The sequence below is a fragment of the Algibacter sp. L4_22 genome (assembly GCF_023473045.1).
In the GTDB taxonomy this organism is placed as follows: Bacteria; Bacteroidota; Bacteroidia; order Flavobacteriales; family Flavobacteriaceae; genus Algibacter.
This window is the reverse complement of sequence record NZ_JAMCOK010000005.1, coordinates 180,223-197,314: the sequence shown is the minus strand read 5'-3', so window position 1 is coordinate 197,314 and position 17,092 is coordinate 180,223. Positions and strand designations below refer to the sequence as shown.

The 17,092-nt window shown below is 32.9% G+C and carries 11 protein-coding genes; 2 read left to right on the top strand and 9 right to left on the bottom strand.

Annotation, left to right across the window (positions count from 1 at the left end; all coding sequences use genetic code 11):
- Positions 1-20: 20 nt before the first annotated feature.
- Positions 21-1,583, bottom strand: coding sequence for a sulfatase-like hydrolase/transferase (locus tag M4I23_RS14350; protein ID WP_249754880.1), 1,563 nt, complete (start codon positions 1,581-1,583; stop codon positions 21-23).
- A 189-nt stretch (positions 1,584-1,772) separates the two neighbouring features.
- Positions 1,773-3,650: an arylsulfatase gene (locus tag M4I23_RS14345; protein WP_249754879.1), complete on the bottom strand. Its 1,878-nt coding sequence runs from the start codon at positions 3,648-3,650 to the stop codon at positions 1,773-1,775.
- Between the two features lie 1,017 nt (positions 3,651-4,667).
- Here M4I23_RS14345 and M4I23_RS14340 point away from each other — a divergent pair.
- Together M4I23_RS14340 and M4I23_RS14335 are read left to right on the top strand one after the other, a co-directional pair.
- Entirely contained in the window at positions 4,668-4,904 is a 237-nt protein-coding gene (locus M4I23_RS14340; protein WP_249754878.1) for a hypothetical protein, read from the top strand.
- Between the two features lie 2 nt (positions 4,905-4,906).
- Positions 4,907-7,018, top strand: a complete 2,112-nt coding sequence (locus M4I23_RS14335) for a right-handed parallel beta-helix repeat-containing protein (RefSeq protein ID WP_249754877.1) — start codon at positions 4,907-4,909, stop codon at positions 7,016-7,018.
- Positions 7,019-7,803: 785 nt separating this feature from the next.
- Here M4I23_RS14335 and M4I23_RS14330 read toward each other — a convergent pair.
- The 7 genes from M4I23_RS14330 to M4I23_RS14300 form a co-directional block, all read right to left on the bottom strand.
- Positions 7,804-7,944: a hypothetical protein gene (locus tag M4I23_RS14330; protein WP_249754876.1), complete on the bottom strand. Its 141-nt coding sequence runs from the start codon at positions 7,942-7,944 to the stop codon at positions 7,804-7,806.
- A gap of 345 nt (positions 7,945-8,289) precedes the next feature.
- Positions 8,290-9,204, bottom strand: coding sequence for a hypothetical protein (locus M4I23_RS14325; protein ID WP_249754875.1), 915 nt, complete (start codon positions 9,202-9,204; stop codon positions 8,290-8,292).
- A gap of 2 nt (positions 9,205-9,206) precedes the next feature.
- Positions 9,207-10,667, bottom strand: coding sequence for a hypothetical protein (locus tag M4I23_RS14320; protein ID WP_249754874.1), 1,461 nt, complete (start codon positions 10,665-10,667; stop codon positions 9,207-9,209).
- Positions 10,668-10,737: 70 nt separating this feature from the next.
- The gene (locus tag M4I23_RS14315; RefSeq protein ID WP_249754873.1) at positions 10,738-12,540 is read right to left on the bottom strand and encodes a sulfatase-like hydrolase/transferase; all 1,803 of its coding nucleotides are present in this window, start codon (positions 12,538-12,540) and stop codon (positions 10,738-10,740) included.
- 9 nt (positions 12,541-12,549) lie between these two features.
- On the bottom strand, positions 12,550-13,923 hold the full coding sequence (locus tag M4I23_RS14310; protein WP_249754872.1) for a DUF1080 domain-containing protein: 1,374 nt from the start codon (positions 13,921-13,923) through the stop codon (positions 12,550-12,552).
- Positions 13,924-13,984: 61 nt separating this feature from the next.
- Entirely contained in the window at positions 13,985-15,430 is a 1,446-nt protein-coding gene (locus tag M4I23_RS14305) for a hypothetical protein (protein ID WP_249754871.1), read from the bottom strand.
- A 15-nt stretch (positions 15,431-15,445) separates the two neighbouring features.
- Entirely contained in the window at positions 15,446-17,083 is a 1,638-nt protein-coding gene (locus M4I23_RS14300; protein WP_249754870.1) for a hypothetical protein, read from the bottom strand.
- Positions 17,084-17,092 lie beyond the last annotated feature (9 nt).

Sequence of the window (17,092 nt, the reverse complement as noted above, 5' to 3'; positions counted from 1 at the left end):
TCGAATTCTAAAAAGAGTACTTAATTTAAAGTCATCCACGTTAATTGCTTCCAATTTTCTTTAACAAAAGATTGCGGTTTACCATCTGTAGATCTTCCGTTTTGAATAATATTTGTGATTTTCTCTTTTAATTTGTTTACAACCTCTGGATGTTCAAAATATAGATTAGTTGTTTCACCTGGATCCTTGTCAAGATCATAAAGTTCGTACAACGCTTCGCCTGGTTTAGGCTCTATATTAACAGGTTTTAAAGAACCACCAGAACCTCTAAGCATGTTTAATTTCCATTTCCCTTCGCGAATAGCAAAATTCCCGAAAAAAGAATGATTAATAAGATTTCGCTCAACTTGTTTAGCCTGAATATTTTTCATCTGTGGGTATAAACTATAACTATCTTCCCCTGCATTATCGGGAATTTCAGCCCCTACAATATCTGCAATAGTCGCGAAATAATCGGTTTGACCAACTGGCCCATCAACCGTACCTCCTGCTTCGATAACATTAGGCCAACGCATTAAAAAAGGTACACGGTGTCCTCCTTCATAAATATCACGTTTTCCACCTTTAAAATTCATACAGCTATAATGCTCGTAGGTATCTCTTTGATATGCGTAATTAGATTCTGCGCCATTATCTGATGAAAAAATAACCAAAGTATTTTCTTCTAATCCATTTGCTTTTAATGCATCCAATACTTGCCCAACACGATAATCTGTTTCTTGCATAAAATCACCATAGTTCCCACAATTACTTTTTCCTTGAAAATCGGGATGGGTAGCATGCGGTAAATGCGGACTTGTTAATGGTAAGTACAAAAAGAAAGGTTTCCCTTCTTTAGTTTCTTTTGCTGCCGTACCTATATACTCTACTGCTTTATTCGCTAAGGTTTCTAACACCAACTCATCGTTAAATGAAGGAGCGACCTCTACATAACCTCTTTCTCTTTCTTCTTGATATGGCGGTGTCATTCTATACGTACGTGGCGTAACGTCCATTTTCTTTTTTGTATAAAGCGTAGGAGCCTCTACAACGTGGTCGTTTTCTAAAAAGGTTAATATGCCATAATTCATAGATGCTGCAATCCCGAAGAAATAATCGAAACCTTTTTCTATTGGGCCATCTGTAAACGGTTTAGACCAATCCCGACCACCTTTCTTTGAATCGCCTACAAACTCCATTTGAAGATGCCACTTACCAATCATTGCCGTACTATAACCTTGCTCTCTAAGCAATGAAGCTATAGTCATTCTATCTTTCTCTATTAAACATGGTCCGTCTGCATGCACCACATTCTCTTTAAGTCTTGTTCTCCAACTATAACGCCCTGTTAACAAACTGTATCTTGAAGGTGTACAAACGGCATCACTACTGTGTCCGTCTGTAAATGTTACTCCTTCATTTACCAATCTATCCATATTTGGCGTTTCAAATTTTGCTTCTGAATTTAAAGCACTGACATCGCCATACCCTTGATCATCGGTGTAAATAATAACAATGTTTGGTTTGTTTTTTTGCGCACAACTATAAAGGCCACAAAACATTAAAAAAACAAGACTTAATGTAACTTTTGATATATTTTTCATACTTCAATTAATACTATTAATTACTTAGATTATTTCTGTATACAAATAATAGATAAGATGTATGCAACTTAATTAACTACCCTATTATATTGTATTTTATTACTGAAAAGCTGACTTTAAAGCCAACCTTTCCTGATACTTTTTTAAAGTCAATTTATAAATGATATAATAAAACGTCTAAGGTAAAATTTATATTTTTTCTACAACAACATAATAGGATCCCAGTTCTTTTTTGTTATCTAAAGTAAACCAAGTTTGAAGTTGTGTTTCTCCTGCTTTAAGATCTACTGTGAATTCAACAAATTCCGCATTGGGGTCTACAGCAACAGACTGCTCTTCATCTTGAATTTTAATTCTAGCATTTTTAATAGTTAACGCTTTACTTTTTACACTTTCTCTAACTGTTGTGCCCTCTAAAGCTGGACGTACTGGAGCTATTCCGTTTAATGCCAAACCGGTTTCTACTGGCCAGCGGCGTAATTTTAAATTATATTTCCCACTCTCAGCAACTTTTACTAACCAATAACCGTTATCAATATAACCTTGTCTGATATGACGTTGGTGCCACGGACTTGCCACAGCTTTAGTATGCCAATCGTGACCATGTAAAATTGTTGGATTATCCATTGGTGTACCAACAATAATATAAGGTTGATCGCTATAACTTGGCGAGATTTCTTTCCACCAAGCATCATATTCATCTTTAAAAGCGGCTACTTTTTCTGGAAATTGATCGGCAATATTAGTACGCTGCTCAGGATCTTTACTTAAATCGTAAAGTTCAGTACCATTAACAAGTCTCCAATCACCTTTCATAAAAGCTGTTCTTCTCCAAGGTTCTGGCATTTCAATACGTTGCGAATTGGTTATAACCGCACGATCTATAAACTCTTCATTATGACCATCAATTAATGGTTTTAAACTTTTTCCGTCGAATTTTAAATCTTCTTTAACTTCTAAACCACATAAGTCTACCAAAGTTGGTGCTATATCATAATGTGCTGTAAGTTCGTTAATGTCTTTTCCGGTAGTAATTCCTCCATCTTTCCAGTGAATAAATAAAGGAACACGGTGTCCTCCCTCATACATACTCGCTTTAATACCACGCATACCTGCGTTGTAACCTTTAGCAATAAAACCATCTAAACGATCGCCTCCTTTTTCAATTTTCGCGCCTGCGGAAGTTCCATTATCAGTAGAGAAAATCAAAATGGTATTATCCATTAAATCGATAGCTTTTAAGTAATCTACTAGCTTCCCGATATTTTCATCGACGTTAGAAATCAACCCGTAAAAGGCAGCGTTTGGTATATTTTCATTATTTTCATAAGGGTCTGAATATTTATTTTCTACAAAATACGGCGTATGCGCAGCGTTGGTAGATAAATAACAGAAGAATGGTTTATTATTCTTTTGATTTTCAGACATGTATTTTTTAGCATTTTCGAACCAAATATCAGTACAAAACCCTTCAAACTTCTCTAATTTACCATTGTGCGTGTAAGTATCATTGAAATAATCGTTATCCCAATAATCCATGGTTTGCTCGATACCACCACCACCGTGAACTAGTACTTCTTCAAAACCTTTGTCTTGCGGACGAAACGGGTAATTATCTCCTAAATGCCATTTCCCGAAAATTCCAGTAGCATAGCCGTTATCTTTAAAAACCTGAGCAATAGTGGTTTCTCTATCTAAAATTAACGAACGCCCATTTACAGTATGCCAAACACCAGCTCTATTGGAGTGATGCCCCGTCATTAAAGCAGCTCTTGTTGGTGCACAAGTTGGAGACACGTGATATTGCGTAAAACGTGCACTAATATCATATAAACCATCAATATTAGGCGTTTTAATTTCTTTGTTACCTAATGCCGAGATGTCACCATAACCTTGATCGTCCACAACAAGTAAGATTACGTTTGGTTTTTCTTTTTCTTTAGGTTCTGTTTGTTTTACTTCGGACTTGCAGGATACAAATATTAGCAAGATACACATCATTAAAAAACATGATAATAAACTTTTTTTCGATACTGAATTTGTTTGATATTTTTTACTAAATGTCATTTAAGCTAATATATTTATTAATCTGAAAAAAGATAAATTCTAATTATAAACGAAAGTAAAATATTTATGAGTTCGGAAGTATAACTCATTGCTCATTCAGTATAAATTATTGGTTTTTATGAAAAACTAGCTATTCAAAATCCTACAAAACCATAGAATCAATTTTATTGATACTTAAAGTTTTTTAAATCTTAACTTGCTTTATTGCTAATCACTTTAGAACTATCACTCACTTTTAAAATACAAATTCGGCATTGAATCTTAGATAAATATAGCGTTGTACTTCTGTTATTTTTAGAACTTATTTCTAAGACTTTCTGTCCTCCAATATTATATAAACTAATATTTTGAATTACAACCTAACCTAGCATTTACTAATGGTACAATTAACCTGAGTTCGTTTAATACTAGATAATATTTAAGCAGTAAGAAAGATAGATTCCTAACAAATTAAAGTACTGAATTACAGTTTACTAATACAAAAACCTATCTGTAATGATCTATTCTAAAATTATTAAAATATTTTGTATTGTTGATGAGTTTTGTAAAGGATACATCCAATTGATTGAAAACCAAATGTTGGGCAATCTTGCAAAACGTCTTTCAGTTATGAGTCCAATTGAAGTAATTTTTAAGCAACATTGAAAAAAACAATCGGAAATATTAATGATAGAATATCAAAATATGCATATCACTCCAAAGATAATTCCGTAATTAATCAAAATTCAGAATCAAGTCTTTTTTAAAGAATTGGTTGCGAAAAAAAGAAAAATCAAATTAGAAATTATTGACCTAGACTATAAAAAAAAAGAATGGATACTAAATTTATCTCAACGATATTCCAATATTTAGATAGTAATCAATATAGTCTTAAAAAGATATCTTCAAACAAGTATAGTTATTTCAATGATCAAATTATAGTTTATACTCACGGATTTAGTGAATATTTAAAATCAAGATATCGTAGCAAATAACTTAAACCCTATACAAACCTAAGTTAGCGTTAACATTAAACTAATGCCGTTCATAAAACAGCACGAAACCATTAACAAAAACACAAACAAAAAGGATTCAGACCCAATTGAAGCGTTTTTTAATTGCGACATACAGCAACTACCAACTTATTCCTATTCTTGTTTACTTTTTAAAAAGGTTATTCATATTAAAACAGCTGCTACTCATCTAAAAAATAATTCTACTAAACAATTTATTTTAGAAATTAGGAGTAATAATCAAATTAAAACTTTATCATAGAAATGAGAAAAGCTGTTTTATTTATTTTGTTTTTTTTGTGCTTTACTGCAAGTGAAGCTTATGCTTTTTCAACGACGCATTTTTTTGTAGCTACCAACGGAAATGATACAAATCCTGGCACAAAAAAAATGCCATTTGCAACCATTAACAGAGCAAAAATGGCTGTTCGTGGGCTTAGTGAAAAAGATAAAGATATAGTTATTTACATACGTGGCGGACGCTATTATATGGATAAACCTATTGTTTTTGATGAATTAGATTCTGCTAAAGATGGGTTTAAAATAACATATAAAGCCTATCGTGGCGAAAAACCAGTAATTATAGGAGGTAAACCGTTAAGCAATTGGGAAAAAGTAAGCGACGGACTTTTTAAAACGACAGTTGATATTGATGATGATGCATTTTTTCATATTTATGAAAATGGGAAAAGAGCTTTTGAGGCGAGATATCCCAATAAAGGATATCTTTTAGGAACTAAAAAAGAAGTAAAAAATAATGCTCTCGATTTGTCAGTTAATCCAGAAGATATAAACCCTAATTTCACTTTTAATAACCGAAGTAGAATTTATTTATGGCCAGGAAACGATTGGTTTTCTGCATTTGTACCTATAGCAGCAGTTGATAAAAATAAAGGTATCATTAGTGTTAGTGACACTTTACATGTTACCGATATAAACAAGAGAAGTCCGAGACGTTATTATCTTACCGGAATTAAAGAAGCTTTAGATGCGCCAGGTGAATTTTATTATGACAATGAAAAAAAGGAGTTATTTTATCGTCCCATTTCAGAAAACATTAATGATAGCGAAATTATTATTCCGCTTGTTCAATCAGTTATTAGGCTTGTAGGTAAAAATGCACCTGTTAAAAATATAGAATTTAGCGGTATAGAATTTACCATATCACGTTTTGGTTCTTTCTTTACTGAAACAAAAAAGGGAACTCACGGAACGAATGGATGGAACGAACCCGCAAATAAAGAAGGCTTAATTTATTTTGAAAATGTGAATAACTGTAGTTTGGATAATTGTGTTGTAAGTAATGCAGGTTATAATGGTGTAAGTATGGTTTGGAATGCTCAAAACAACATCATTAAAAATTCTGAAATTAAAGATTCTGGTTTCTATGCCGTTTTATTATCTGGTTATAGAGCTGAATTTGGTTCGAAAGCCGATTTTAATAAAAAAAATATAATAACCAATAACCATTTGCACCATTGTGGTGAACTTGTAGGTCATGGTGCGGGCATATTTGTTTGGGCTAGTGGGCAAAATAAAATAACAAATAATGACATACATGATATGCCACGTTATGGTATTTGTGTAAAAGGGCACCGTTGGGGAGGCAAATTTGGTGATGAGTCTCCTATAAAAATTAATACAGGCGAGATTGTTACAAAAGATAATAAATGGGATTTTATTCACTCACGAGAAAATTTTATTGCATATAATGATATTTACCAAGTAAGTAAAGACTCTGAAGATAATGGCATTATTTCTTTTTGGGGCTGCGGGAAAGATAACGTTGTCTATAATAATAAGCTGCATGATATTACAAACAGAGCTGTTGAAGGCGGAACTATGGCCATTTATTTAGATGATGCTACCGATTTTGTGCGTGTTGAAAATAATATTATTTACAATATAAATTCAGGATCTTGGATTTATCCGATACTTGCCAAAGGCATTCACAATACTGTAATAAACAATTATATTATTTGTGAAAAATCAAATAGAGCCGCCATAAGAAATGTGACTCAATATAACGAGGAAGTTAAATCTCATGTTTATAAAAGAAATATTATTTATATGAAAGGTAAAGCGGACATCTATAGTTTTGGAACTTGGAATAACACCAAATTAGCCGAATGTGATTATAATTTAATATTTAGTGAAATGGGGATTTATAATTATAGAAGTGAAAAATCAATATTAAGTGCTAGTGATTGGCAAAAAGAGTTTGACGGCAAGTATGCAAAGCATAATGTGTATGCTAATCCTAAATTTTATAATGTTGAAACAAACGATTTTAGGTTAAAAAAAGAGTCTCCAGCTTTTAAAATGGGAATTGTTCCTATTGATATTGAAAAAATAGGCATTCAGAAATTCGATTAAAGCTCTTTTTAGTATTTAACACCAAATTTTATAAGCGCAAAAAAAATAGCTCCATTAATTATGCTTTTTAATGGTATAATTTGTCATTCCGAACGAAGTATAAGGAAGAATTAATCGAACTCGAGTTCTTAGTTAGGATTTGGATACACACTTATTTTATCAAGCAAAGCATTTCAACCTATAGATAACGATTCTATTGAACCTCCAAAGTAATTTAAATTAAGACCTTACTTTTGATCCTTAAAATATAAAATAGTATTTAATTTTAAAGCATAGAAAGATCAACCTCATTTTCTATTAAAGAAAACAGGTTCTATTGTGGTTTTTAAGATTTATGGATGCTTTTGTAAAAAGAGTAGATTGCAAAATATGCGCACAACAAAAAAATTTAAGCGCTAAAATATTTTACAGAAAAAGCGTTAACATTTTTCTATTTAAAATTCAAAGTAAAATATTTCTTTTGAGCTTAGCCCTAATAGAGCCCACCTCAATAAAAAAAGAGAACAGAAATTGGCTTACCTAAAAATTACAGCTACTAAATAAAGATTTTTAAAGTTCTCGCTTATATAAACATAAACAAATCTTCGTCATCTGAAAATGATTTTGTAATAAAAGTTATAGGTTTAATGTGTTGAGTCTTTTCGTTATTTTGTAGTCGTCCAAATTTAAATTTATGTAGCCGATTTTTTAATTCTTGTAATATTTTCATAGCGCATATCCTTTTGTTTGTTATTAAATGTACGATGTAAAACCCATATTTGGATGTTACAATATTTAAAAATATATTAGAACCAAAGATCTTCATCATCAGAAAACCATTTAGAAATCAATGTTTTAGGTTTAGCGTCTTGAATATCTTGTGCCTTTTGTAGTCGATAAAATTTAAAGTTCTGTAGTCGATTTTTTAATTCTTGTAATGGTTTCATAGCGCATATCGTTTTGTTATTATTAAATATACGATGCACAATCCATGTTTGGATGTCAGAAAAATTCAAAAAAATCTTAAAACTAAAGAATTAGCAATCACTTAACAATTAGATAAAACTAAGATGTTTTTAGCTAGTTTATTTTTAGCTCTGTTACGCTTCAGCAATGTTTCGTCAGGCATCCTAGTAACAACAATTATAAATCTTTTACATTACTAAAAAATATTTGTCGCAAACATTTATTAAAAAAACTACGAATGAAACACTTGCGACAAACATTGTTAGTATAACCAACAGATTTTTGCCCCATGAAAACTTAACTAACATCCTTTTTTTACTTTATAATTATTTTAAAACAGGATTTTCCATAATCTCTTTAGCTAACTCTGGACTTGTTTTCTCTACACCAGTGATTATATACAAAACCATTCCAGCATCCGAAGCATCGAAATCACCTCTTTTAACGCAAGTTTCTAGTCTTGAATAAAGCCATTTCCATGCACCTTTTTTGTAAGCTTTACTGTTTTTTGCCTTCGAAGTTTTTATCCAATCGAATTTTTCTTTTGGAGCCTTTAAGCCATCATAATCATCTCCTCCATTTTGACCTGTTATATGAATACATTTCAAACGACCTCCTTCTTCTCCTGAAAAAGCAGCTTTTATTTCTTTAAACGTCCATCCCGAATGCTTATCCCAAAAGTTTTTATGTGGTTTATCACTATGGTTATCATTCCAGCCAGAATGTGAAATAAGAGTTACATATTGACGTTTAGAAACATCGGCACGTTTAATAGCTTCACCAACAACCTGCATGGGGCCAGCAGCAATAATAATTAAAGGATTTTCTTCTGAAGATTTATTGATCTCATCACGCATAGCTGTATAAGCAACCTCTGCATTATCGACAGCACAAATAAAGTTTGTTTTATTAAAACCAAACCATGCTCCACCTTTCAAAGCACTTTCGCGCATGTGCTGGTATGAGTTCAATCCAGACTTTGAAGTGGGATGATCTTGATTACTTCCCCAAACATGATCGCTATACGTATAAAGCACCAAGTTATCTTGAAGTCCCTTTGCTGCAAGAAAAGCCAAACTTAAGGGTGTTGCGGCCCAATCGTCATGGTCGTGTTCATTCCCGTCAGAACTTATTGCTATTCGTCCCTTACCTTGCCAAACTGGTGTTTGGGCAAAAAGATTCCCCATATTCAACATGGCAATAATTAATCCACAAGTAATAATAAACTTTGCATTTTTCATATCTATTTAATATGCTTAATGTTATTGTTAGTTCCTAAATCCGAAATTTCACCAATAGATTCACCGGTTACATGACTACTTTTAGCTGATAAAAATATAGGGTAATTAGTTAGATTCTTTATCTGAAAGCTTCCACCTTTAAAATCGTTTTGATGCGGAAAATTTCCATGTTGCAACCTTATATTATTCTTTTCGCCACCAACTTTAATACGCAATCCTTCTTTTACAACTTCATCTGTACCACGTAATGTAATATGATGTCCACTTCCGCCAATATAAGCAACCGTTCCTGACCCGTTATAATAAGGATCGATGGCCGGAATAATGGTTATGTCTGCATTGTAATTTTTATCATTTTCATAGGTTGTTGAATAAACGGGTCCATAAGCACAATCTGCTTTACAGTTTACCACGGTTCCCGATCCTAAAGAAAATCCATTTTCACAACCAATAATCACACAATTCTCTACCTTTTTATCCCCTGTAGCATGCGCTAAAGTTACTCCTGTCCTCATGTACTTAATTGTACAATTTAGTATTGTTGGGTTCGAAGTACCACGTTTATAAACTTTGCCATCAATAATAGTTTCTCCAGCATTATAAGCGCGTATACCAGCCTCACCTGTACTTAACATATATCCTGCTGGAAGTTTATAACCCCATGCTGTCATAAAACCAACATCGAAAGCAGGACCGGAAGTTTCTGCAAGCATATCATCTGTTTTTCTTACTTCTCCTTCCACTGTACAACCTTCTATTGTTGGGTTACTAGCTGCTTGCATAAATAAACAATGCCCATAACTTCTATGAATAAATGTTGAATTTTTAAGATGATTAGATTCCCCTCTAATTAAACAGGCGCTATGTTTTTGATGTTTAATAACCACTTTACCGCCTTTACCAAAAGCATCACCATATCCATAAGGAAAAGACCCCTTAGTGGTTACATGAAAACCTTCTACTCTATTCTCTTTTCCATCTATAACTATATTGGTTGCTCTTCGCGTTGGAGCATCGTACACAGATCCATCATCTACAAGCGTTAAATTTTTAAGTACATTATTATTACCAATAATTTGCAACTCATGTACTTGAACTTTACCATAAGCTTGTAATACTTTAGTCTCTACCTTGATTGTAACATCTGTAAAATCGTAGGTGCTATTATTCCCTTTAAAAAGCAATAAAACTTTTGTGATGTTTTTTATTTTAAGCTCTTGCTGATACAGTCCTTTTTTAACATCGGCTGCTGTAATAGAATAAACACCTGGTGCTAACTTAACCTCAACATTATCTTTTTCTAAATAAGGCATCAATTCATCTAATGAATTCACAACGGCCTGAGCAGAACTTATATGTAATCCTATTAAAAAAAACACGACAAAAAATACTGTTACCGATTTTCTATATGTTTTAAAACTCATGGTATTATGCGTACTATTTAGTATTTCAACTTTCATCATTATAGATTTTCTTTATTTTAAATAGCCTTAACTTTTAAAAACTATCTTGTCTTTATTTAATCACTAATTCTTAATTTAATTCCTCGGAATGCACATAATTATAATACACAGCTCCTACCATTTCGCCAGATGCATCATAAAACCAAGTTTGAACAAACGCAGGACCTTTAGGCAGGTTCTTTAAAGTAAATTTTACACCGTCGGCATTAGGATTGGCTTTTTTGGTTTCATCTACATAAATAGTATCTCCATCCCATATTTTTATTCGTGCACTTGCTATTGCTAAAGCTTTACCCGATCCGGCCGAAGTTAATGTCGTTTCTTTTTCAATTTCTTTAGGCCAACGACGTAAATCAAAATTATAGTCCCCTGTCTTTTCTAATTCAATAGCAATAAAACCGCTTCCTTTTGCTCCCTTTTTAACTGCATCTTGTTCCCAAATTACGGTACCATGAAAATCCATAGCATGTAAATCTGTTTCAGGCTCTGCAGCATTACCAATAACAATACGGGTATATTCGCTAGAACGTTCTTCTACAAGTTGCCACCATTTCTCATATTCTTCCTTTAATTCAATAATTATACCATTATTTTCTGAATTGTTAATTAAATCAACCTCTTGTTTTTCATCAACAAGCACATCATAAAGCTCCCAATCAGCCTCACTACTATTTCTAATTAAACGCCATTTATGCGTTATCATGTTCCCTTTCCAAATATCTTTTTTTACTGAAAGTTTTTTATATTTTTCTGGAAATTCCGTCCACATATCATTAATAGTAACCGCTCTGTTTTTATATTCAATAGGATCATTTGATGGATCTAAATCTAAAAATGGCTTAAAGCTTTTACCACGAATTTTTAATTTTTCAGGTCTATCGGATACATCATTAAAGTCTAAAATATCCATAAAGGTTGGTAACCAATCTATATGAGCTGTAAGTGGTTGTATTTCTCGTCCTTTACCATCTCCTCCAAGACCTCCATCTGCCCACCGAACAAAGCATGGTACTTTTGTTCCACCATCATAATTAGAACCTTTTCCTCCACGAAGATATGTACCTCCACCATTATCTGTAGTAAAGATTAGAATAGTATTATCGGCAATACCTTTATCATCAAGAAATTTTATCAACCTTCCCATATTTTTATCAATATTTTCTATGGTTGCTGTTTTAGCTCCTGCTCCGTTACGAGCGTCTGGAGGCATTACATGAGGTGCGTGTGCCGTGCCTAGTGGAATGTATGCGAAAAACGGTTTTTTCTTTTTGATATTTTCCTCCATGAATTCCATAGAACGGTTGAAAAAGAAATTGGTAGTGAATGCGCCTTTAATCCCATCATCTTCATCTGTCATTTCCACTAAGGTATCATTAACCCATATATTTGCATGGTTATTGGTGTTTCCCCAATAATCTGGTTGTTGGCCAGTACCGCCACCTTTTACCCAAGCAACATATTCGAATCCTCGATCTTTAGGACGAAATGGGTAATTATCTCCCAAATGCCATTTAAAAAATAATCCCGTTGCATATCCATTTTGTTTAAAAATATCAGCCATGGTAATTTCATCAGCTCGCATCATATTTCTACCATTAATAGTGTGCCAAACTCCCACTACATCACTTGGCCTCCCCGTTAAAAGTGCAGCCCGTGTTGGAGAACAACTAGGCGAAACATTAAAATCTGTTAATCGAACACTCTCTTTTGCAAGTTTATCTATATTGGGTGTTTGTGGCCCATTGGCTTTGTAATATGAAAATGAATTATGACTGATATCATCTGGCATTACAAAAATAACATTGGGTCTATCTTGTGAAAAAAGATATCCTGAAATTAAAACAGATAATATCCCTAGTTTTATTGCTTTCATATTATAATATTAAAGTTCTTTAATTTTTATTTTTCTATAAACTAATTCTGCATATTCTGCTTGCAAAGCAATAAAACCAGATGTATTGGTTAACCCTCCATAGGTAGCATTTGTAATTTCATTGACCAAAACACCATTTAAATAATATTGTGCAGAATTACCTCGGACTTTAAGCAACACATCATTCCAGCCTTTTTTCTCTGAATTTAACCACTTAGAAGAACTACTATAATTTCGCTTTTTAATTTTTATAATTTCTCCCTCTCTAAGCACATCGCTATGCGCCCCCAAAATATTCCATAGATCGCCACAATCACCTTCCTGAATTTGATATTCTAAACTGGGCGGCCAAGCATAACTACCAACTGGGCAATGATATAATAAGCCTGCATCACGTATTTTATCAAGACGCGGTGCAAATCGACGTTTTCCCCATTTAAATTGAAATTTTAAATCGTACGATTTATAAATCTTTTTAGTTACAGCAATACCGTAAGGCGCTGCTGTTTTTTGCCATTTATACATGGCCTTTAATTCTTTTCCATTATACTCAAACATGGCATTTGCTTCTTCTTCCGTAGCTTCTCCATTTACAATAAAATCATAGTTTGGTCCTGTTTCTGGATTATTTTCAAAAAGGTCTACCCATGTATTTAATTTAGATGCTCTTATGTGATTTAAATCTCTTACTTTAATATTTCTGAAAGCCACTGGACCATGACCTCCCTGTAAACGGAACGGGGCACTTGCTACTTCTATTTCTGATAAAGCGCCTTTTGTTGGCCCTGATAATTCTACATTTTCATGTATTACCATACCGTTTAAAATGACTTTATCAAATTTAGCATTCTTGATTTTTTCTCCTTCTGAATTAAATTTAGCAGCTCTAAAAATCACGTCTAATTCCTGCCACTCACCCGGTGCTTTACACGCATTTAATCTCGGCGCATATCCATCAAAACCTTTTTCTCCTTCATTTTTACTGTTATCCCAGCGTTGTTGTATTCCTCCACAATCGTAAAAAGTAAGATTAATTGCTTCCCAACTATCAAAGAGTTGAATTTCATATCTATTTTGAAAATAAATACCAGAATTTGATCCTTTTGGAAGTATAAATTCAACATGTAACTCAATATCTCTATAAGCCTCTTTTGTTACTAAATATTTGGTTCTTCCTTTCGCTCCGTTTACAAAACAATCTATCCCTGGTTCATAATTAAAAAGTTTATTATTGATAGAATCAACTTTAACTTGACTTGCTTGAAGCCAATCTCCCGCAGGTTGTTCAAAATCGTTTAAAGACTTGAGTTTAATTTGTGAAAAAACAGCACCTGTATAGCATATTACAAAAACTAATAACGCCGTATTTAAGTTATACTTCATTTTAAATAATTTATTATGTGATACCTTTTTTAATTAAAAATTGAGGTTAATTCAATTAATATTAATCAGGCTTAGTGATTTTAAAAATATGATTATTAACACCTTCATCAGTAACTATTCCAACGGATACACCTGTATTATTTTTACTATTAGCATCTAAAACTACAGGGTAATTAGTGAAGTTATGCAATACAATATTTGAAGCTGAATAGTTCTCATCTTTTTTAAGGTTACCAATGGTTTTATTATCTCCTCCAATATTAATTTTTAAATTTTGATCTGCATTTTGAACCGCATTTCTTAAAATAATTTTATGATTTTTTCCTATAATAATAGCAGCGTGCCCACTTCCGTTATAAGATTCCCCATCATAAGGTAATAAGGTGATTTCTGCTTTCATACCTTCATCATTAGGATAATCTACACCCAACGCTGGTCCGTATTGCGTATCTGCATAACAATCGACAATATCTCCTGTTCCAATACAAAATCCTCTTTGACAACCAATAGCTGTAGTACCTTCAACATATTTTTTTCCAGTCGCATGAGTTAAAGTAACTCCCGCTCGCATGTTTTTAATGGTACAGTTAATAATTGTTGGATTCGATGTTCCTCTTCTATATTGCTTACCATCAATAATGGTTTCACCTCCGTTATATGCTCTAATGCCTTCTTCTCCTAAACATAACATATATCCTTTAGGTAAATTATATCCAAAAACTGTTTTAAAATTAACTTTATCAGCATCTGAACCTGTTCCTTTTTCTGTCCACATATCATCTGTAGATCTCATGGTTCCTTCTATATAGCAACCTTCAATAATTGGCCAATCTGCAGCTTGCATAAACATAGCATGACCATATGCACGGTGAATAATAGTGCAGTTTTTTGCATGGTTTTTATAACCTCTTACTAAAAAAGACGAGTGTTTTCTATGATTGATAACACTTTTTCCTCCCTTACCAAAAGCTTCTCCATAACCATAAGGATAAGACCCTTTTGTAGTAATATGAAATCCTTCTATTCTATTATTTGCCCCATCCATGACTATATTAGTTGCACGCCGAGTTGGTGCATTATTAACAGATCCAACATCTGCTATGGTAAGATTCTTCAAGATGTTTTTATTCCCTATAATTTGTATCTCGTATAGCTCTTCATTCTTACTTGGAAAAGCACTTAATACTTCTGTGCTCACATTGATGGTTACATCGGTAAAATCGTAAACACTGTTATTTCCCGAAAATAAGAAAAGTACGTTGGCGCGATTTTTTACCACCGTTGCACTTGAAAAATCTCCATTTTGAATGTCTTTTGCCGTGATGGTATAAACACCCGACTTCAGCTTAACATTTACATGATCATCATCTAAATAAGGTAATAAAGCTTTTAGAGAATTTACCTCGGTTTGCGCTTGTGATTTTAAACTTGGAAAAATCAACAACATCAAAAAGAAGATACTTTTTTTAAACACTGTAATTTTAAAACGATTTTGATTGCTTTGCATTGTCAATTTTTAAGTTTAATTTACCTGCTCTATTAAAACCAAACTCCACGGAGAAAGCACTCTATCTAATTTTAATTCACCATTTTTATCAGCAGTAATAATTTCTGTTTTTAAATTTTCGGCATATTGCTTCATCACTTTAATTTGTTCACGTGTTGGTGGTTCTGGTTTCCCCATTTTCTCCCAATAATTGTAAATATTACCATGATCTTTATCTAAAGTTTCTATTTTAAACTGAGTTCCAGGTTTCAAATCGGTAAGCTCTAGTTTTAACTGGCGAGTAGCTCCACTTTCATATTTATCTATCTTTTTTATACTTGCAGGCACTGCACTATAATGATCTTCGGGATAATTATATGCTAAAGCAACCACTTTTCCATTTCCCGATTTTTTACTAACAAACAAATAATCATTTTTAAAAATTTCTTCATCTCCTAATTGATGTAACATTCTGTAGGCATGATAAGATGGTTTTACCAAACCTTGATAATTTATCAAACCAAAACCACCATGAAAGATACTTTCTGCGCCTCCTTTTTCTTCAAAAATATCCGTAAACGTCCAAAAGGCTAAAGAATTTGTTAATCCAATACAATCTAAATTCACTTTAGCAATATAAGCTGCTGGTGGTAAAAAATCGTGCATAGCATCTCTACTATTCGGACTTGTATTCCATTCTGTTAAATGAATTTCTGCATTTGGATAAGCACTTTTCTTTATCACTCTATTTAACCATTCAACATCTGTTTTGGTTGAATTTACATTTCGTGAGAAATCTTTTCCTTTACCGGTAGTTGGGTTAAACGGATAATCTGTAGGATATGGGTGAGTAGACACAAAATCTACAGGAAGATTTTCCTTTTCACAGTAAGTTAAGAAATCTTCTATCCAAGCACCTTTCCATTCTAAATCATTAATATTATCTGCAGTAAATGTAATAAGATCCCCATTTCTACTTTCCACTTCACCATCGTAACGCCCATCGGCTACAAAATTACTACTTGACGGTCCTCCTACTTTAAAACGTTTATCGACCGATCTTACAGCTGTTACGGATTGTTTATATAACTCGAAATATTGAGATTTGGTACCATCGAAAAAACCATAATGTAAGTTAGGTTCATTCCAAACCTCGAAATACCAAGTTAAAATCTCTTCTATTCCATAACGATCTACACAGTGTTGTGTAAACGCTTTTACTAGGTTGTGCCATTCTCCAAATTTAGATTCATCGGGTGTAATATTAGCCTTCCACCAAAATTGCGTTTTACTATTTTCTGCCGCTAAAGCTGAAGGAAAAAATGCTAATTCTACAAAAGGTTTTACATTAAGATCTAGCATTCTATCAAATAAATCATCTATATATTGCCAGTTATATGTGATTTTTCCATCTTTTTCAAATACCGGGAACATATCATCATGAAATATACCATGAAAACGAACATATTCAAATCCACAATCTTTCTGCACCATTTCTAACTGCTCCAGCCAACCAGCACGTAAGCCTTCATTGGCACGACCAGCACCGACACTTTTACTCCAAAAATGTTCAAACTTTTCGCCATGAGTTGTTGCTTTAACATGGACTTGCTCTTGGGAAAAACCAATATGTACCATTAAGGCCAAAAAACCTGTTATTATTATATTTTTCATATCAATATT

Coding starts and splice junctions, on each gene's coding strand:
- M4I23_RS14345 (WP_249754879.1), bottom strand. CDS start 3,650: ATGACATTTAGTAAAAAATATCAAACAAATTCAGTATCGAAAAAAAGT.
- M4I23_RS14305 (WP_249754871.1), bottom strand. CDS start 15,430: ATGCAAAGCAATCAAAATCGTTTTAAAATTACAGTGTTTAAAAAAAGT.
- M4I23_RS14335 (WP_249754877.1), top strand. CDS start 4,907: ATGAGAAAAGCTGTTTTATTTATTTTGTTTTTTTTGTGCTTTACTGCA.
- M4I23_RS14330 (WP_249754876.1), bottom strand. CDS start 7,944: ATGAAACCATTACAAGAATTAAAAAATCGACTACAGAACTTTAAATTT.
- M4I23_RS14350 (WP_249754880.1), bottom strand. CDS start 1,583: ATGAAAAATATATCAAAAGTTACATTAAGTCTTGTTTTTTTAATGTTT.
- M4I23_RS14315 (WP_249754873.1), bottom strand. CDS start 12,540: ATGAAAGCAATAAAACTAGGGATATTATCTGTTTTAATTTCAGGATAT.
- M4I23_RS14300 (WP_249754870.1), bottom strand. CDS start 17,083: ATGAAAAATATAATAATAACAGGTTTTTTGGCCTTAATGGTACATATT.
- M4I23_RS14340 (WP_249754878.1), top strand. CDS start 4,668: ATGCCGTTCATAAAACAGCACGAAACCATTAACAAAAACACAAACAAA.
- M4I23_RS14320 (WP_249754874.1), bottom strand. CDS start 10,667: ATGATGAAAGTTGAAATACTAAATAGTACGCATAATACCATGAGTTTT.
- M4I23_RS14310 (WP_249754872.1), bottom strand. CDS start 13,923: ATGAAGTATAACTTAAATACGGCGTTATTAGTTTTTGTAATATGCTAT.
- M4I23_RS14325 (WP_249754875.1), bottom strand. CDS start 9,204: ATGAAAAATGCAAAGTTTATTATTACTTGTGGATTAATTATTGCCATG.